Annotated in this window: 15 protein-coding genes; 3 read left to right on the forward strand and 12 right to left on the reverse strand. The window is 42.1% G+C overall.

From position 1 onward, the window contains the following. Positions 1-149: 149 nt before the first annotated feature. The 9 genes from H5123_RS18265 to H5123_RS18305 all read right to left on the reverse strand — a co-directional run bounded on the left by H5123_RS18265 (position 150) and on the right by H5123_RS18305 (position 12,946). A complete protein-coding gene (locus tag H5123_RS18265; protein WP_124016249.1) occupies positions 150-497 on the reverse strand; it encodes a hypothetical protein in 348 nt (115 codons plus the stop codon). 48 nt (positions 498-545) lie between these two features. Beyond that, on the reverse strand, positions 546-3,758 hold the full coding sequence (locus H5123_RS18270; protein WP_124016250.1) for a DEAD/DEAH box helicase: 3,213 nt from the start codon (positions 3,756-3,758) through the stop codon (positions 546-548). A gap of 740 nt (positions 3,759-4,498) precedes the next feature. Continuing rightward, positions 4,499-5,623, reverse strand: a complete 1,125-nt coding sequence (locus tag H5123_RS18275) for a HupE/UreJ family protein (protein ID WP_310736150.1) — start codon at positions 5,621-5,623, stop codon at positions 4,499-4,501. A gap of 10 nt (positions 5,624-5,633) precedes the next feature. After that, positions 5,634-6,782 (reverse strand): lipopolysaccharide assembly protein LapB, encoded by a 1,149-nt coding sequence (locus H5123_RS18280; protein ID WP_182698880.1) that lies wholly within the window; start codon positions 6,780-6,782, stop codon positions 5,634-5,636. A gap of 141 nt (positions 6,783-6,923) precedes the next feature. Next, positions 6,924-7,466 carry a cadherin-like domain-containing protein gene (locus tag H5123_RS18285; RefSeq protein ID WP_259395700.1) on the reverse strand — a complete coding sequence of 181 codons (543 nt, stop codon included), beginning with the start codon at positions 7,464-7,466 and terminating at the stop codon, positions 6,924-6,926. Positions 7,467-7,476: 10 nt separating this feature from the next. Beyond that, on the reverse strand, positions 7,477-9,063 hold the full coding sequence (locus H5123_RS18290; RefSeq protein WP_182698881.1) for a DUF4331 domain-containing protein: 1,587 nt from the start codon (positions 9,061-9,063) through the stop codon (positions 7,477-7,479). A gap of 459 nt (positions 9,064-9,522) precedes the next feature. After that, positions 9,523-10,236 carry an anti-sigma factor domain-containing protein gene (locus H5123_RS18295; protein WP_182698882.1) on the reverse strand — a complete coding sequence of 238 codons (714 nt, stop codon included), beginning with the start codon at positions 10,234-10,236 and terminating at the stop codon, positions 9,523-9,525. Then, positions 10,233-10,769 carry a sigma-70 family RNA polymerase sigma factor gene (locus H5123_RS18300; protein ID WP_124016254.1) on the reverse strand — a complete coding sequence of 179 codons (537 nt, stop codon included), beginning with the start codon at positions 10,767-10,769 and terminating at the stop codon, positions 10,233-10,235. The genes H5123_RS18295 and H5123_RS18300 overlap by 4 nt, the downstream gene beginning before the upstream one ends. A gap of 224 nt (positions 10,770-10,993) precedes the next feature. Beyond that, on the reverse strand, positions 10,994-12,946 hold the full coding sequence (locus H5123_RS18305) for a monovalent cation:proton antiporter family protein (protein WP_124016255.1): 1,953 nt from the start codon (positions 12,944-12,946) through the stop codon (positions 10,994-10,996). A 162-nt stretch (positions 12,947-13,108) separates the two neighbouring features. Between H5123_RS18305 and H5123_RS18310 the strand changes: the two genes are divergently transcribed. After that, positions 13,109-13,999 carry a GGDEF domain-containing protein gene (locus tag H5123_RS18310; protein ID WP_182698883.1) on the forward strand — a complete coding sequence of 297 codons (891 nt, stop codon included), beginning with the start codon at positions 13,109-13,111 and terminating at the stop codon, positions 13,997-13,999. An 86-nt stretch (positions 14,000-14,085) separates the two neighbouring features. Here the strand turns inward: H5123_RS18310 and H5123_RS18315 are convergent, their stop codons facing one another. After that, positions 14,086-15,537, reverse strand: a complete 1,452-nt coding sequence (locus H5123_RS18315; RefSeq protein WP_182698884.1) for a RimK family protein — start codon at positions 15,535-15,537, stop codon at positions 14,086-14,088. A gap of 50 nt (positions 15,538-15,587) precedes the next feature. Here H5123_RS18315 and H5123_RS18320 point away from each other — a divergent pair, with 50 nt between their 5' ends. Then, positions 15,588-16,706 carry a GNAT family N-acetyltransferase/peptidase C39 family protein gene (locus H5123_RS18320; RefSeq protein ID WP_235781904.1) on the forward strand — a complete coding sequence of 373 codons (1,119 nt, stop codon included), beginning with the start codon at positions 15,588-15,590 and terminating at the stop codon, positions 16,704-16,706. 560 nt (positions 16,707-17,266) lie between these two features. On the opposite strand, the gene H5123_RS18325 is transcribed toward H5123_RS18320, so the two are convergent. Next, positions 17,267-17,866, reverse strand: a complete 600-nt coding sequence (locus tag H5123_RS18325; RefSeq protein ID WP_182698885.1) for a class I SAM-dependent methyltransferase — start codon at positions 17,864-17,866, stop codon at positions 17,267-17,269. Positions 17,867-17,927: 61 nt separating this feature from the next. Then, positions 17,928-18,413: a hypothetical protein gene (locus tag H5123_RS18330; RefSeq protein WP_182698886.1), complete on the reverse strand. Its 486-nt coding sequence runs from the start codon at positions 18,411-18,413 to the stop codon at positions 17,928-17,930. Between the two features lie 165 nt (positions 18,414-18,578). On the opposite strand from H5123_RS18330, the gene H5123_RS18335 reads away from it, so the two are divergent. Beyond that, a partial coding sequence (locus H5123_RS18335; protein WP_182698887.1) for a transposase occupies positions 18,579-19,183 on the forward strand: 605 nt, incomplete at its 3' end.

Here is a 19,183-nt window from a genome sequence, read left to right on the forward strand (position 1 = left end):
TGGCCCAATGAAGCCAAAAGGAGTAATAAAATAAGCAGTCATTGGATCAGAGCGTGCTGAGCAGGGCGTTAATCTAAGGCTACTTTTAAGCATGAGTTAACGCCCATATCGATTGGAGCAAACATGATATGGGCATAGGCAAAATGCACTTAAATCAGGTCTGACGATATTGAGATAATACCTTTAAAAATAAGCGGATAACGCCTTACCCTCTGACCAATATCATCACTCATCACTTGTCGATACAAACGTTCAATGTCGTCATCATCTTCAAACACTAACAACAATCTGTCGATTGCCGTATGCAGACCTTTCTTCAAGTATGGCTGAGCCTGAAACTCAGCAATATTGTGTCTCACAATCGCTATTTTTTCAGGATGAAGCCGAAGCTCGGCAAACACTTGCTCAAAATACGCCATATGTTGAACAGGTGTGGGCCGATTTGAGCGCCGTTGTCTTGGCTGCGACGAACCTCGTTTAAAGTACACTGCTGGCAATCACGTTACCTCATTAACCATCTGTTATTTAATTAACTTCACCGTGAGTTAACTTAATAGAGCCAATAAATCATTGGCACTGCCCTGCCATGGACCTTGAGTACCATCCGATAAAATACTGTCCGCTAAACCTTGCTTATGCTGCTGCATTTCTTGAATTTTTTCTTCAACAGTCCCTTGGGCAATCAGCTTATACACAAAGACCGGATTTAACTGACCAATACGATGGGCACGATCAGTTGCTTGCCTTTCTGCGGCTGGGTTCCACCAAGGATCAAAGTGAATAACGGTATCCGCAGTGGTTAAATTAAGCCCGGTGCCGCCAGCTTTTAAACTGATCAAAAACACTGAGTTGCCGCCTTCTTGAAACGCATCAATCTGGGTTTGACGGTCGCGTGTTTGTCCTGTCAGCTTACTGTAAGTAATCGCCAAGCGTTTTAACTCATCTTCAATCAGCGCTAACATGCCAGTAAATTGGCTAAAGATAAGAATTTTACGGCCATCTTCAATCATGTCAGGCAGGTTTTGGATAAGCCAAGTCATTTTAGCGTTATCTTTTACTTGCTGAGCTTGTTCAAGCTTAACTAAACGAGGGTCGCAACAGGCTTGGCGAAGCTTGAGTAACGCATCTAAAAACTCAATATGGCTGCTCGATACGCCTTTTTTAGCAAACAACTCACGCAATTTTTTCTCCATCACTAAGCGGATAGATTCATATAAATTACGTTGGTCTTTTTCAAGCTCCAAGGTTTGGATTATCACCGTTTTTTCAGGTAACTCTGATACCACTTCCTGTTTAGTGCGTCGCAGCATAAAGGGCGCAATACGCTGGCTCAGTAACAAGGATTTTTCGACATCAGCCTGCTTTTCAATCGGACCACGAAACTGTTTATTAAAGTAAGTATGCTGACCTAATAGACCTGGTAAGCAAAAATCCATCAACGATTTTAATTCACCTAAATGATTTTCAAGTGGCGTACCAGATAAGCACAAGCGGAACTTACCTTTGAGGGTTTTAATGACTTGAGTAACTTTGGCTTGGGCATTTTTAATCTGTTGTGCTTCATCCAAAATAATGTGTTCAAACACATATTCACAGTAAATAGCTTCATCACGCAACATTAAAGGATAAGTGGTCACAACCACATCAAACTGGTTAATTTGGTCTAATAATGGTTGGCGTTTATTACCGTGGATCACCACTACATTGAGCGATGGTGCAAACTTGTTGGCTTCTTTTAACCAGTTACCAACTAAACTGGTCGGGCAGACAATTAAACTAGTGCGATGTTCAGTCGCTTCTTGTTTAGCTTTGAGTAGAAATGCCAAAGCTTGAACTGTTTTACCAAGGCCCATGTCATCGGCTAAAATGCCGCCCAGTTGATATTCCTTGAGGAAACACAACCAATCAAAACCCTGTTTTTGGTAATCACGTAATGTCGCATGTAAACCATTGGGTAATTCAACCGGAACAACTCCTTTAAACTCAGCCAGTTTCGTGGCTAAGTTGCGCACTCGCTCGCCATTAAGCAAACGCACATCGCTAGCAGACAAATCATTTAAAATATGTGCACGGTTACGAGGTATTGCAATTACATCACCAGAATGGCGGTTAAATAACTCTTGGATAATGCTGATCAGTGGCTTAATGGTTTTGGCTTTAATTTTAATAAAGCCGCCATTAGGACCAGGTAACAGCAATTCATCGTCATCTGCTGGTTCACCATTTTGTTGTAACCAACGAGCCACTAAAGCCAATAACGGTACACTCTGCCCATCAATGTCGGCACTGAGTGATAACGAAAACCAACCCGACTCATCATCGTCAACCAAGTCGACATCAAGTTGTGCATCAGTAATTTGTAAGTCAAAATCATCATCAAAGTGAATGTCCATGCCCAATGCACTTAACGCATCAAGACCATCACTGGTCAACTCAGACCATTCAAAAATAGACTCAGGTAATAAACCGACACTGACATAATAGGGTTTATGTGAACTGACTAGCACAGGATCGGGCTCAAGTGTCACTAAGCCAATATCGGTTAATGATTGCAGCGCGGCTAATTCATGATCTACCTGTCGATGCACTTGATATTGCACCTGATCCTTTTTAACTAAGCTAATCCGTTCTGGCTTAGTCGAAGCATTAAAAGTAATTTCACCATAACAATGATCGACTCGAATAACCGGTTGCATGATCTGACTGCTGCTGAAAAACTCACGCGTAAAGGTTAAACGTGTAACCAGTTCCGCGGTTATCTCGCAAAAATCAATCTCGCTTGGAACAGGTACCGTTTTAGGTGAAAAATGTTGCAGCATTTTATGGCTAATCGCATCAACTTGAGCCAATGGCACCGGCGGCATATGCTGTAACAAACTGAGTTTTTTCACGGGTAAATCTGTGTCTATTCGGCCTAAATGCAAATAGTCTAGTTCCACATACAAAGGGGGCTCGGTGGCAATAAACTCCCAATTTTCAAGCCCAGGCATGCGCATTTGCATTTGAGTATGTTTTTTATCTATCTCACACCAGATAAACTCTGGGGTAATGGCTTTGGCCCAGGTCAATGGAGTGCGATTTTCTTCCCAAAAACACACTTCGGCGGCAAGCATTTTTGTCAGGGCTAAAAATGAAATTTCACCATCGATATAAATTTTTGAGCCTTGATTGTTAGATGATAATAGCAAGCTAATAATTTGTTTATCTTCAGGATCTATCCACCAAGGCATGCTATAACGAATATCGGCTAATGCCAGCTTACTGCCTTTATTATATTGATCTTTTTTATTTAATTTACTGCGTTTGAATTCGACAAAAATGCCGTGAGGATCATTAGATAACACATAGATAATGCGGTCTTTCTCTTCCTCTTCATCTTCAAATTCTGCTACCGTTTTTTGTTCATCAAGTTGGCGTAACCATTGATGAATACGCTGTTCTTCAACCGGTTTTTTATCCACCAGTGCCAGCATAGCTGCAGCAACGTGTTTACAATTGGTTCTGACCGGACAAGTACAATGAGATCGCATCACAATTTTGTGATTAACGTTGACTAGGGTGATTTCTTGACGATAAGGCTCAGCAGCAGATCCCTCTACATAGGCCTCAATATCATGGTTGTTACTGCTGGCAGTAACTTCGAGTACCCGGCCTTGGATCAAATAGTTTTGCGCTTTTTGAATTTGCGTGGCCGAAAACAGTTTCGCAATCATCTCTAATGAAAGCTTAATGGGAAGATTAAACAGTTTCGCCGACATCAATATACCTAATAAAACCGCAGCAAAATAAACACTGGCTGCTGATAAAAAAGTTAACTTGCCATTCTATGGAAGAAAGCGGGCAATATCTAGGCTTAGCTGGTGTTTCGGACAAAAAACTCGTTCAAACACACTATATTATTGAGATTACGCACTCAGCGTTGCTATCAATACACAGATACAGCAGCAAACCGAACCATCATACGAATTAACCCGTAAAAAAGTTTTACTTATGTTTGCGACAAATTAGCAAAACCAGTGGCAAACTGGTTTTATGCAACCATTGTTATAATACTGTGCCATTAAACGGCAATTGAGACGGGCAATAACCTAGAGGTTTTTAACGGGTAACGTATCGCCAATCAATATGAACCATCAGTATTGGTTATCAGGTTGTGGCGATGAGAAGATGGCCATAGAGTGTGCCTATTGTTGCTAAGGGATAGTACTGAGAAATAGTACTTAGAGATATCCTGAAAGATAGTACTGAGAGATATTACTGAGAGATAGTACTTAGAGATATGGCTGAAAGACATTGGGCTTAGTCCAATGCTACTGGGTTAACACTGTGCTTAAAGGGGTAGGTCAAAGGCTAGTGACCAGACAGTCATGTTGGCGCATTTCTGTATAACCAATACCAGTAAGCGCTAACGCCACGCAGTTTAATCCATTGCCGAGAGTGTAATCTTAATAACAAGTCGCCACAGATAAGCGCTGGCGACTTGTTTATTAAATCAATATTAGAAACGCTCTACCGACCACTGAATCGCCATCAAGCCAATCGCGATAGATCCAAGCTGCATGCCCCAGTTTCGATACCAGTTTGTGTGGCGTAAAAAGATTAACAACGGCAGCACTAGAGCTAGAATCGCCAGTTGGCCAATTTCAACGCCGACATTAAAAGCTAAAATCGCTAATAGTTTTTGATTTTCTGGCAGTCCAAGTTCACCTAATACTCCCGCGAACCCCATACCGTGCAATAAACCAAATGCAAAGGTAATCCAGCCTAATCGCAACACAATCGGCCAAACATTATTTAGTGCGGCAAACAATACCGATAATGCAATACCCAGCTCAACCCAATGGCTACTAAAATTGAGTATCCCTAATGCTGTGGCCGTTAATGTCACAGAATGCGCAAGTGTAAACGCGGTAATAATCCATGCTGTGTCTTTAAATATTTGCTTAGGATTGTCTATCGGATTCCATTTTCTCTGCTCACGCACTAATACGCAGGTTAATAATAACGCCAGCAAAAATAGAACATGGTCAGTGCCCTTCCAAATATGAATAATCCCTTGATACACATATTCAGTAAATGTGTCACTCACCTGACTTTCACCTAAGTTAATCAATATTATGCGGTTATCATTGCTGATCACACGAGCATATTGATGATCGGACGTGATAATTGTCGTGATAGCTTTATGATCGGAGTCGATATTAAAAAAAGCATTATAATTTATCGATAACGGGCCAGAACTATCGCAGGCAGCGTTAAATGAACTAACCAAATACCCTTCACTAAAATGCTGATCAATTTGCTGGATTGGATTAAAACTGAGCGGACAATCTTGTTGCCTACTGATCATTAATGATGCGCGTAAATAATCCATCACCGCCACTTGATGAGCTTGTAACTCTGCCCAAGTAAGTTGGCCATCTTGATTGTCATCAATAGAAACGATTTGGTTGATATCGAAAAGGCGCACTTGCCAAGTCCCGTCAACTTGCCCTTGCTTATCCAAGTTAACAGCCAAATAACTGGTGCTCATTTGATGGGCAAAACTGACATGACTGAACAGCAACAGTAGCAATAATAAACCGCCTTTTATCATCGAAGAAAATCCTGTTAATGCTTTCACTGATTTATCCTTAGCCTGCTAAATTTTCGACAGTAAGATTGCCACTAGCTTGTACTGACTTTTTATCATTTTTAGCTTGACTGAACAATGCCTTAGCTTGCTCTAATAGCATTCTGTCATTAGTTTGACGTGCTACCTGCCAGTTTATTTTAGCCCAGTAAAGTGCTTTTTTGGGCTGTACATCAACCTTTAAGTAATATTGTGCTAAATCGGATGCATGCAAGCTGTCATGTCTTTGCTCGCGCAGTGTCACGCGTTGGGCAAAAGCCCATTGCCATTTTACAGTATTGCCAAGGTATTTTTCCGCTATGGCAAGGCGCAACAGTAATGCATCATCCTGCACAGGATGTTGCTCAATGACGTTAGACAGTTTGTCGTACACGACTTGATGCTGATTAAGTGACAACTGCACATCTGACCATAAGGCTAATAAACTGACTGGCGCATTATCCATGTTCACCTGATCTAAATAGCCTAATGCTGCTTCTGCTAAATCTTGCTTTAATGCCATATCTGCAAGAATTTGCACAAGCCAAGTTTTTTCTGGTTCATTCGCCGGCTGATACAAGCGATACAAACGAGCCAATTCTTGATAGCTTTCGGCCAGTTTGCCATTTTGGCTAGCGACCTCTAGAGCACAGGTAGAAATCAATAAAATATCGGCTTTACCGATTAACGTTAAACACGCTTGTCTTGCTGCGACAATATCTCCCTGTACCAGATGAATATTGGCTTTTAATAACCAACTGTTAACCGCGGTTGACTTTAATTCAATAGCGCGATCTAACGCTTTTAATGCCCGCTCGAATTGATGCTGATGTTGTAATACCCGAGCATATAAGTAGTAGGTTTGCGCATTGGGACTGGCATTAGCCATCTTGGTTTGTAACCAAGCTTTTGCGCGGCCATAACGGTAATCCGCCTCACCAGGATATTGTCCTTGTTCAATAAAATCACTGATGTCATCTAAACTCATCTGTTGATCGGTATCATTAAACACCTTCCAAGTTGCAATAACTTCGTTGTTATCCTTAGGTGTATAGGGCGCCGCAAGGCTATTACCGATTAACAATAAGCATAGGCTGGCAAACATGCCCATATTAACCATAGAGTGTCGGTACTTTATCATTTGTGTTAACCGCCCTGTTGTCACTTGCATAACGCCTCCAAAATGCCATCCTTGGTCATTTATACCCTGTAATGCACCACTAACAGCCTGTTAATAAGATGATTAATCGCTGCAATAGCAGGGTATATTGTCCTATTTATATTGTTACCTGAGCTAATAGCAAACGCACTCTTAGTCGAGTAATAAGTCATCGTAAAAATCAGTCGTTGATACATCGTTGTCAACCACACGGCCATTAACACGCAAAGGTGCTGCTTGGCTTGGTTGTGAAAATGCCTGACGACTTAAGCTTGAAAACATCACTTGCTCAGCATCAATAGTAATGCTTACCAGCGCAGTAACAGGATCATTTACGCCATCGCTCACAGCCAAGGTAAAACTGTCCATGCCAGTGACTTCATTTGCCGGAGTATAGGTAAACTCACCATTTGCCATTAAGCTCAGCGCTCCCAGCGTGGGTTCATTCACTAGCGTAAACGTCAGGGTATCGCCGTCCTTGTCGGTGGCAGCTACTTGATCGGTTACCGCAGTTTCAGTCACAGTAGACAACATCAAACCACTTACCATAGGCGCACTGTTTTTAACCATTGCCATTGGATCATCATCTGAGTTGCACCCAGCTAATAATCCTGCGCTGATCACACTGACTAATACCACTGGCTTAGCCATAGCGTTAATAAGCTGGCGAGTCGCATATTGAATAGAAGTATTCATCTTATGTTCCTTATTTTGAGCCAGAAAGTGGCGTCGCTAAATAGGGGAAGTGATCCATCATCATAGTCGCATCAACCGGTGCGCCATCTGTAAATGGCACAGTACCAACACTGGCATCATCACTAGTACAAAGGCCTAAATCAGTATCTGTTCCATTAACTGGGATCGGGTAACATAAACGTCCCATGACCACGCGCAGGGCAATATCAACGACATCATCACCAGGACGACGACCATTAGGGAAACCAGCTAAATCATCGCCTGCAACACCAAAAGCGGACTGCATATCGCGAGGTTTTGCTGGAATACCGGTATTAAGACGCAACATTTCTGATGGCGTCACCGTTTCAAGTTGGTTAACACCGGCAAAGCCTGTTAGAAATGCAGTAACGAGATCATTACGAGGGAAATTGGTTGGTGCTAATGTCTCAATATTTGTGCCTAAAGTTTGATTAACTGCATCTTTAAACAAAATATTGAGCAATTCAGGTAAGCTTGGGTGGGTAACATAATCAGCAAACTGAGTATCATCTTTAGGCTGTGAAGTCGAAAAGGTGTCTTTGTCTTTTAGGCCAATCACTAACTCGTTCACCAGCGGATTACCTAGACGAGAGACTTGAGTTAATGCCCCACCGTTAACTTCAGTTTTACCTACTTTTGCATTTGGATTTAAAATACGCGCTTGCGGTAAACTGGCGGTAGTCCATGCACCGATAGTGCCGTTCCCTTGAGTGGTTAAACATGTCTTTGGTACTTCAATTGAAATGGCTGTAACATTTTTATCCATTAAGTCATCATTATCGGCTGATTGGGTAATACCACCCGGAAAACCGCCTTGATCACCAGCACCCGGAGCACTATCACCTTCCACTGGTACATAGTTTACTAAGTCAAAAGTTTTGCCTAAGTTAACCACGAAAGGGTCTTTACGTTGACCGACAAACACCTTACCAGGACTGGCACAACCGTCGAGGTTAAATTCGTAAATAAATTGTCCAGCATAGCTTGCATAAGCGCTGCTATCACCGAAACTTTTATTACCAATATAATCCAGAGGTTTATGGAACATCCCGCCAGCAGTATTGCTCAACACTGTTGCACTACCGCTATTTTGTGGTCCTTTAACAAGTGTTAACTGATACGACTCGCTAAAGTTTGCCGCACTTTGATCTGCTGCTGTAATGCCACCAATATTTTTAAGCGGGACTGACACATTGCGTTGATTTCCAGCTGGACCAACCGTTAACGCAATACCTTGATTATTATTGGCAAGCTCATTGGTAAAGTTAAATTGAAAGGTTAAATCTTCTACTGCATCACCGTCGTTATCGATATGAATGCTGTATACCGCAGCAGGATCCATCGCATAATAGTTAGGTCCGCCGTAGGCGTCTTGCAATGGAATATAGTTAGCGATAAGGGTAACGTAATCTTCACGCCCTGCTTCATAACTGTTAAATGCATAAAAATCGGTAGAATCTAATGTCGGAAAACGCGTGATATTCGGTGCTTCTCGGTGACTTGAGGCAAATGCATTAGCGCCTAACAAAGTGCTGCATACCATACTGGCGATTAGGGATATTTTTAGTACTTTCATGACCATTTCCTTGTTGTGTAGTAGAGTCATGTAAGTAAACGGCTCAGGTTCCATTTTGGATGCAGAATTTAGCCATTATTGTTGCATTAATTTTAAAACAAAAATAAATCAACACTAAGATACTGAATTATAAAGATTATAAACCTGTGCTTAATTTGAATTATTTTTGATGATTTTTGAATATTTGTTGATAATCATCTGAAACCTTATCGATTTTGCATCAATACTAAAGCTTGATACTCAGTAAACCTGAGTACATTCACCCCGTCACGGTTCGTCATGATCAATTCCTGCTAGAGTGATAATTTAGTTATAATTTCGCGATAATAAAATCTTTCCCCATAAAAAAACGGCCAAGGATATCTCCTTTGGCCGTCTCGATTTATGCTTCAGCTTATTGTTGCGTGAATAAGCATTTACACATCATTGTTATCCCGCATTCACAGACCCATTAATGGATTATAAAATTGCCAGCTCTGCGGTATACAACACTTCAGTAGGCATGCCATTCGGTGAACCGTTTAAAGGCTCTAAACTGACCGCCAAAGCAACAATATCGACATCATCAAACTGACTATTTTTCGCTAAACTCAGCTTACCCGATTTAGGTAACAAGCCCAATGAGATGGGGTTTTCAACACCTTTCGCCACCATCCACAACTCATAATCTTTGTTCGGTAAAGGTTTTAGGTTACTGGTAGAGCGAACTTCAATAGTATTGGCCGTGACTTCAATAAGCCATAATGCTTTAGCTTGCGCACTTTGCACAACGGCAACTTGTTGCGGCGCCGCGACGGGCACAGGTTGGTTATTCACCAGGATGACCGCCATAATAATGGCTGCGGCTGTTGCCATGGAGGCCAGGCCTTTCCAGACGCGATGGCGAGTTGTTAAAGGCACGACATTGGGTGTCTCTGGTGCTGGAGTGTGGCTCAAATTGTCAACAAAACCCAGCGTATGACGAATATTTTGCCACACATTATCATCAGGCTTTACCGGAGGTAATAACTGGTTCATACCATGCAAATGTTGCTCCCATAACCAAGTGCTTTCACGCAGGCTAGGTATTTGCATCATTAATTTTTGAAACCGACGTCTAGCTTGGCCACGCAATGTGCCCAGCACATATTCTGCAGCCAAGGCATCTTTCAATTGAGGATCATGATAATTCATAACGATAAACACCTCTGTAATTGCTGTAAACCACGGCGGATCCAACTCTTAATCGTGCCCAAAGGTAAGTCTAGGTGCCCAACCACTTCATGATGCGATAAACCATTGTAGTACGCTAAATGAATCGCTTGTTTTTGCTGCGGTTCAAGCTCGCTCATGCATTGATCGAGTTGATTTTTATGCACTTGCGGACCGTCGTCATTGCTGGGCTCATCAAAAATCGCTTCTTGGCCCTCTTCAAGCGGATCTTCTTTTCTGACTTTTTGATAACGCAGCATGTCTAATGCTCGGTAACGCACTATGCTGATCATCCAAGTGAGTACCGATCCTTTGCCATGTTGATATTCGGTCGCGTTATGCCAAATTTTTACGTAGGCTTCTTGCAGCACCTCTTCAGCCAGCTCCCGTCGACCGAGCATTTTCAAACTAACCGCAAATAATTGACTGCTAGTCGACTGGTATAAATCAGCAAAAGCTTGTTTATCTCCATCCGCACTGGCACTCAATAAGTTAAGTAATGTGTCTTGATCCATAATATGCCACGCTTCCCGGTAATGATTCGATGTCGTTAATACGGGCTGTTACTGCATATATAGAATAAAAAAAGCCCTTCAGAGTGTATACGTTACAGCCTGCTAATTGGATGCAAGTTTGATAAAAAAACGCTCAGAGCCCTTTAACATACAGATCCTATGATTGAGAAAATTGATGAAGTAGAAGAGTTATACTCCAGAAAAGTGATGCAAACAGGGAACCACTATCCCTGCAGCAAGTACTCTTCAGCTTTTTCGATACTGCGCGGTTTACCCACCAGCATTAAAATATCATTACGCCTTAACACCCACTCTGGTGGCGGAGGATTAATCTCCTCCCCTTTACGACGCACAGCTCTAAGTTCAACGTCTAATGCTTGCCATGGAATATCAGCAACGGTTTTCCCCACAGCACTGGCTCTTGACGCCAGTGATACTGCATGGAGTAAATCCAGAGTGAAATCAGTTTCGGTGCCCGAGAAAAAACCGTGTAAATATTGGTAATGGTTACGTCGCTCTGATTCTAAACGCTTAATAATACGCGCTAATGGTACTCCACATTTAAACAAGACTTGCGAAACCAGCATCAAACTGCCTTCAAGGGATTCAGGAATCACTTGGGTTGCGCCGGCTTCTTTAAGCTCATGCAAGTTAGCATCATCGCGAGTACGCACGAGTATTTTTACATCAGGAGCAAGCTTGCGTGCTACGGCTAAACACTCTTCAGACTGGCGTGGCTCACAAAATGTCACCACCACTAAACTGGCATCACGGATGCCCATCTTCTTTAACAGTGCCATTCTGCAAGCATCACCAAAATGAATGTTCTCGCCCGCCGCTCTGGCCTCTGACACGCGGGTGGGGTCTAAATCGAGTACCATGTATGGCACGGCTTCTTTTTTCAAAAAGCGCGCTATTGTTTGCCCAACTCGGCCATAACCTAAAATAAGCACCACGTCACTTTCATCAGAATGAGGTAAAACAACCTCAATAGGCTCAGATTTAGCTGCTAACTTGTTACCGCTAACCTTTTTAGCGATATCAAGGCTATGGCGGATCAACCAAGGTGCCATAGACATAGAGATCACTGCCACAGCAACTAATACTGTGCTGACTTCGTTATTGAGCAATTGATAATTCACCGCCAATGCCAATAACACAAAACTAAATTCACCAACTTGACCTAAACTGATTGCCGTACTGAGTGATACCTTAGTATTTTCGCCTACAAGCTTGAGTAAACCATGCACGATCAAAATTTTAGTCAGTACCACTGCGACTAAAATTAACAGCACTTGCCACCAATATTGCATCACCAGATTGAAATCCAGTAGCATGCCGATTGAGATAAAAAACAGGCCCATTAATAAATCACGAAACGGCCTAATATCAGCCTCTAACTGACGTCGATACTGACTTTCGCCCAGTAGCATACCAGCAATAAACGCCCCTAATGCCATTGACAGTCCAAGCCATTGAGTAAACGCGCCCGTCACTAAGGCCACAACCAAGGTCGATAATACAAATAACTCATTTGAGCGTGAGCGAGCCACTTCATCGAAAATACGCGGCAGTATCCACTTACCAAATGACATTAAGCCGACAAAAGCCAAAATACCAGTGAGTAATTCCCACATAATACTGTTGAAGCTCATTTCCACATCGCCTTTGGCTAACAGTGGCATTAAAATCAATAACGGCACTACGGCTAAGTCTTGAAATAACAACACACTGACGGATAATTCGCCGTGCCTGCGCCTTAACCAGTTTTGTTCGTTTAGCAACTTTAATACAATGGCCGTTGACGACAAGGCAATGGCTGAACCAATCACTATTGCGGCCACTAAATCCTGGCCAACCAACATGGCGATACCGCCAGCCACAAAAGCCGTTATCAACATTTGGGCGCTGCCCAAGCCAAACACTGTGCGACGCATGGCCCACAATCTAGGCACAGAAAACTCCAGCCCTAAAGTGAACATCAATAGCACGACACCTAACTCAGCCACAGACTGCATTTGTAACTGGGTAAACCAATGGAAACCACTGGGACCGCTGACCACCCCAGTGAGTAGATAAGCTAAAATGGCAGGTAAGCCAAGACGGCGTAATAATGCAATCGCCACAATCGCAATCACAAGCATCGACAAAATATGGATAAAAATGCTGTGTTCCATTATGGCTTTGGCTCCTCGTCAAAAAAGTGTCGAAAGGGAAATAAAACGTTTTCTAAATACTACAGTAAAACAACAAGCAACTAATAACTATAGAAAAATTTTCATAGGCACGCTTTTTGCTAATAAATTGACAATTAGTTGTAACGTACTGGAGTAAATACTATGGATTTCGCGCTAGCAACAGAGTTCTATCCTGATGATTACTGGTACCGTTCAGACGCTTACTTAAATCGAGAGTCTGATCTAGACCTTGTTCAAGTAATTCAACAACTACATGGAAGTTTAGATCCTCGGACAGTTTTTGCCTGTTTTGGCAAAGTCCTAGGACAACATTTGCCGATTAAAGGACTGCAGTTGACCCTAGATAAACAAAAATTTGTTTGGGGACGTCATTACGGTATTGAATTAAAACATACTATTAACGATAACAATGACAGCTTTGCTATCACTTATCAGTTGTCTGTGCCACTCAACTCGGCGCAGAAGAAATTATTACAACGGCTTGAAAACATGCTCATTCAACCGTTTAATAATGCATTAAAATATCAAGCAATGTCTAATCAAGCCATGTTTGATGCGCTAACTAACTTAGGCAATCGATATTATTATCGTCAAGCTCTTGATATTGCATTAGCCCGAGCGAATCGCAAACAAGGTCAGGTATCATTAGTGATATTAGATTTGGATAAGTTTAAACAACTCAATGACGTACATGGCCATAAAGCCGGTGATTACGTTTTAGTAGGGTTTGCAGCATTAATTAGTGAAGCGATCCGTAATACGGACCAAGCTTTCAGAATTGGTGGTGATGAGTTTGTGATTATTACTCAAGGAAATGCAGATGCAGCGGCAATTATTTGCCAACGTATTATTGATATGATGCCAAAACATTCTGAACTGACCGAATATAATATTCAATGCAGTTTAGGCATTGCGCAATCATTACCACAGCAACAAGCAGAAAACTTATATGAGCGAGCGGATAAAGCCATGTATGCAGCAAAAGCAGCCGGACGTAATTGTTTTCGGGTCTGTGAAAACAGCATAATATAACGCCGCAAATGCGTAATACAGTACACAACTAATTAACCAAAAAAGACCTTAACAGGTCTTTTTTGCCATGGCCTACGCTATCGTGATTACATTCCGCGAAGCTGAATACGCCTTAAAAATTCAGTCATCACCCTGTCGTAAACTAAATCCCCTAAAAACAAATCTTCTACGCCATGGTCAATACTCGGATTGTCATTCACTTCAATGACATAAGCCTTACCGTCAATTTCTTTTAAATCGACACCATACAAACCTGCACCAATTAAGTTTGATGCTTTAACCGCCGCATCAACAATATTTTGCGGCACCATTTTTAAATCGATACAGTCAAAATCACCACTACTGACACGGCCGCTTTGATGATGTTGATAAATCTGCCAGTGACCACGACTCATAAAGTAACGACAGGCATAAATAGGTTGGCTATTTAGCACGCCAATGCGCCAATCATAATCGGTAGGCATAAACGCTTGCGCTAAAATTAACGCACTGTGCTCAAAGATAATCGCAGCTTGTTCAAGTAAGGTTTCACGGTTGTTCACCTTAACAACCCCAAGGGAAAATGCCCCATCGGGTACTTTAAGTACAATCGGTAATCCTATGGTATTAATCACATTATCGGCCCAGTTTTTATCCGAGGCTTTAAAGATGACACTTTTAGGCACTGGCACTTTATGTTTGTTTAATAGCTCGGTCAAAAACACCTTGTTAGTGCACTTCATAATGGATTCAGGGTCATCCATTACCACCAAGCCAAGTTGCTCTGCCGCTTTCGCAAATCGATAAGTAAAGTTGCTGATATTAGTGGTAGAGCGAATAAACAAGCCATCAAACTCACTTAACCGCGCCAAATCGTGAGAACCAATTTGGACTAAATCCATGCCGATACGATTAGCCGACTTAGTAAATAACTTCAGCGCCGCTTTATCTGATGGTGGCATTTTCTCATGCTCATTCACCAGCATGGCAATTTCATATCGATAGCGTTTCGATGGTTTAGGTAAACGCCATACTTTTTGTGAAAACACCTCTAAATACTTAGCAAATAAATCTTGTTCTGATTCGGTTAAGTCTTGAAAAGCCGCAGGTTCAATGGAGCCAACCTGCCACTTTCCTGACATTTTTAACAAACTCACTTGCAATACCGGCACGGTAAAACGTTCAAAAATTTTGCGAGCAAGCTTGTCAAGCGACGGATTATCACAATAGCCAAAATACAGCTTCATGGATATTTCAGTCACAGTATCAGGCAGCTTATCTAAACCAGCTTGAGGTAAACTAAAAAAACGGTCCTGAGATAAATCATTAATGGTCATCACGCGCGGGATCACCCGGTGACCGCGTGCTTCAGCCATTAACGAACAGTAATAACCAGTGCTTAAATAATCATAACTGCGACACAAGTTAATCACTTGCATGGCACTTTGCTCGGAAAACGCCCCCATTTCTAAATAATCATGCACTGTGACCATATGGTCACTGGGTAAATAGGGACGCCAATCATTAACATCGTCGGTGACAATTAAAAAATGAGCCATAAATATCGATTGCCTCTTGTGCGGTTTAGCGCGTAAATTAAGTCACTATCATGTTTGCCAACTCGAGCCAACTCATGCTGCTTCGTCAAGCTATTCCCAGCGATTTATCCCAGCTTAACCAAATCGAATCCAATGCCTTTAGTGGTGATAAAATCAGCTCTCGGCAGATGAAACGCTTTATAAACTCGCCACTGGACAGCTTATTAGTCGCCGACATAGACGGCACCCTTGCAGGTTATGCATTGGTGCTATTTCATCGTGGCACACGTCTAGCAAGGCTATACTCTATTGCTGTTGCGAGCGAGTTTAGAGGTCGCAACATTGCCTTTGAACTGGTCACACAATGTGAACATACCGTGGTCGAGCGCGGCTTCATTACATTACGCCTAGAAGTGCGAAACGACAACATCGCGGCCAAAAATCTTTATTTAAAAATGGGTTATAAAGTACTCAAAACATTAGTGCATTATTACGACGATTTAGCTGATGGCGTGCGCATGCACAAACGCTTAGACCCGCCAGGGCCAAGCAAAGTCATCAAGATGCCCTTATATGTGCAAACCACCCCCTTTACGTGTGGCGCCGCTTGCTTAATGATGGCCATGAGTGCGGTAAAAACGCACTATAATCCGAGCCGAGTTGATGAGTTGAGTATTTGGCGCGAAGCCACCACTATTTTTATGACCAGCGGTCATGGTGGTTGCAGTGTGCATGGTTTGGCTTTAGCAGCCATAAAGCGCGGATTACAGATTGAGATGTACAGCCAGTCAACGTCAGTCCCCTTTATTGATAGCGTTCGTGACAGCAACAAAAAAGCCGTCATTACCATAGTGCATGACGACTTTTGTCAGCAATTAGCCTCACAAGGAATTCAGATCCACAATGCATCACCCAGTCTGACTCAACTTCGACATTGGATTGACAGCGGTTATGCTGTGTTATTGATGATCAGCACCTATCGATTTAATGGCGAGAAAGGCCCGCATTGGGTGGTATTAAGTGGTTACAATGAACAGTTTATGTTTATTCACGATCCGTTTGTTGAAGCACAGAAAGATGCGATTAATGCGGCGTATGTACCGATTAGCCAATCGGAGCTGGCACAGGTGATGCAGTATGGGAAGCAGAAACAGGTGTCTTGTTTAGTGGTGAAGTCATCTTTGGCTTAAGATGGTTAAGCTTTTTATGGCCTGCAACCACAACTGGCTTTGCAAACTGCGTTTGAATTGAGATCGCAAGGTTCCACCCTGCACGGGCCAAAAGGGGATCAACAGCAATCCCCTCTTGGATCACCCATGCCGTTCCGGCAACATTTTCGCTTTTTAACCAAACAACAGCAGCGAAAAAATTGCGACGGAAATTAATCCAGCTTCTGACCTCGTATTTAGCCATCTTCGGCCCATCTTACAATAAAGAGTGAAAATGCTAACGCTTCCGATGGGGCGTCCCTTCCCCTCGAAAGCTAGCTCGCCATCCTTGGCTAGCTCACGTATTCTTTTGTAAGGAGTCTTCAACGGCCTCAAGTTCAGAGTTGAATTTAGGCATTATCATAAAAAACTAACTCGTTTTTGGACAGAAACGAGCTAGGTTTCCAAATCTAATTCGTAAGTTTAGGATTAAAATTTCTATGGATTAACGCCCGGCTCACCGAGCAAATTTTTGATGGCGGCTTTTGTGCGTATTTTTGCACAAAAGGTGACAGCGGAAAATTGTCAGGTGCAGCCGTTTGTTAGGCTTTTTGTATTATTAAGTACGTGTGCAGTTCAGGGTATTGGTCGTACTCAAGATGCCTACAAACACAACCTAGATTAACTAACAGGTTAATAAACCCATTTACGCCTAGAGTCGAGTAATATACCTCCGGCCCCATAGAACTATCTTTATGATCACCTTGCTCATCTGTTCCTCCGAAAGAGAAAATTAGCACCCCATCTTTATTAAGACAAGAAACTAGCTTTTGAAAAACGATAGCTTGCTGCTGAAGTGGAATATGCCAAATACTGTCCCAAGCAGAAATGAAATCATATTTAGCTGGAATTACCCAATCACATATATCTTGGTGATGAAACAAAACCGCAGGGTGGCGTTTTTTTGCTAAATTTAGCATTTTCTCGGAAATATCGACGCCTTCAACTGCAAAGCCTTCACTTTGAAAAAGATCGATAAACCGTCCAGTAGAACCGCAGCCAACATCAAGAGCTTTGCCTTTATTTTTTACGAATTTTAAGGCTCGTTTGTGCTGCTCAATACCATTGCTTCTATTGAAGCCTTCGCGCTCCCATAGATCAGTGATTTTATCGTATGCTTTACCAATGTCTTGAGGTTTCATAATTAAGCCTTACGCCGAAAGCATGTGCGCGTAAGCGTCGCATGGCTTGACTTGTTAGGTTTTATTTTACACTTATCTGGTTTATTTTTAAGGCTTCTTTAAACAATGTACAAATAGCCTCAAAATCCTGAGGTTTTAAATAATCCTTAGCTATGTATGCGTGACCATCGTAGCCATACTTTATAATTAAATTATTAGGAATACCGTGCCGACCTTCTGCAAAGTACACCTCTCTAATCTGGGAGAATTTAAGCTCTATCACTTTTAAGGAGTCGCCCAGCTCAGGAAAGGTTATTGATTTATCATTAATAGTGATTACACGTTTCTGACCCCGTAACTTAAAGTAGGTTTTAAAAGAAAACTGAGCTAACCACGAAAATAGGAATATAAATACAGCATAAAGAGAATACCCAAGTACCGACCAAAAAGTGACATTAACGGTAGGTAGCCCAAAGGTATATAAAATATAGCCGATCAAAGAAATAGAAAATACTCCAAAGAATAAATTCTGATTATTTCCGATATAGTAATACTGACTGATGCTCATAAAAACCTAACGGGCTAAGTAGCGCTTGCTAAAATTGTGGAACGAAGTGGAACCGAGCAAGCGTTACGTGTCCCTGTTTATTTTCTTGATACTCATTGAGCCTCCTCCCTAGCAAGCCACATCAGCGGTATGCTTAAGGTGACTAAACCAACAGGAGAAAGCTCAATGAGATTTTATAATATCTCACATCCATACTACTGTGGTATCGATTTACATGCACGCTTACTTTATGTCTGCATCATTGATTCTAAAGGTGAAGTTGTTGTTCATAAAAAGATAGGTGCCAGCAAAGATGACTTATTACTCATACTAGAACCCTATATCGGCAATGTGATTGTCAGCGTTGAGTGCATGCATTGCTGGTATTGGGTGTCAGACTGGTGTGCTGAACTGGGCATTGATTTCATCTTAGGCCATGCGCTGTATATGAAGGCCATTCACGGCGGTAAAACCAAAAATGATAGAGTCGATTCCTTTAAAATTGCCTCATTACTGCGTGGTGGTAACTTTCGGATAGCTTATGATTATCCAAGTGAAATGCGCGCTGCCCGTGACCTATTACGTCGACGAATGAAAATTGTTCGTCACGGTGCCATGCTCAAAGGTCATGTGGTTAACACCAACAGCCAATACAACTTGCCTGCAACTGAGTTAAATCTTAAAAACATTTCAGCAAGACAAAAACTTCGTGAGCAGTATCAAGACCCTATCGTGCAGCGCAACATTGATTTAGATATGGCGCTACTTGATTGCTATGCCAAAGAACTCGC

This window comes from Shewanella sp. SR43-4 (genome assembly GCF_014163845.1).
GTDB lineage: Bacteria > Pseudomonadota > Gammaproteobacteria > Enterobacterales > Shewanellaceae > Shewanella > Shewanella vesiculosa.

Coding starts and splice junctions, on each gene's coding strand:
- H5123_RS18270 (WP_124016250.1), bottom strand. CDS start 3,758: ATGTCGGCGAAACTGTTTAATCTTCCCATTAAGCTTTCATTAGAGATG.
- H5123_RS18280 (WP_182698880.1), bottom strand. CDS start 6,782: ATGCAAGTGACAACAGGGCGGTTAACACAAATGATAAAGTACCGACAC.
- H5123_RS18285 (WP_259395700.1), bottom strand. CDS start 7,466: ATGAATACTTCTATTCAATATGCGACTCGCCAGCTTATTAACGCTATG.
- H5123_RS18290 (WP_182698881.1), bottom strand. CDS start 9,063: ATGAAAGTACTAAAAATATCCCTAATCGCCAGTATGGTATGCAGCACT.
- H5123_RS18295 (WP_182698882.1), bottom strand. CDS start 10,236: ATGAATTATCATGATCCTCAATTGAAAGATGCCTTGGCTGCAGAATAT.
- H5123_RS18300 (WP_124016254.1), bottom strand. CDS start 10,769: ATGGATCAAGACACATTACTTAACTTATTGAGTGCCAGTGCGGATGGA.
- H5123_RS18305 (WP_124016255.1), bottom strand. CDS start 12,946: ATGGAACACAGCATTTTTATCCATATTTTGTCGATGCTTGTGATTGCG.
- H5123_RS18310 (WP_182698883.1), top strand. CDS start 13,109: ATGGATTTCGCGCTAGCAACAGAGTTCTATCCTGATGATTACTGGTAC.
- H5123_RS18315 (WP_182698884.1), bottom strand. CDS start 15,537: ATGGCTCATTTTTTAATTGTCACCGACGATGTTAATGATTGGCGTCCC.
- H5123_RS18320 (WP_235781904.1), top strand. CDS start 15,588: ATGTTTGCCAACTCGAGCCAACTCATGCTGCTTCGTCAAGCTATTCCC.
- H5123_RS18325 (WP_182698885.1), bottom strand. CDS start 17,866: ATGAAACCTCAAGACATTGGTAAAGCATACGATAAAATCACTGATCTA.
- H5123_RS18330 (WP_182698886.1), bottom strand. CDS start 18,413: ATGAGCATCAGTCAGTATTACTATATCGGAAATAATCAGAATTTATTC.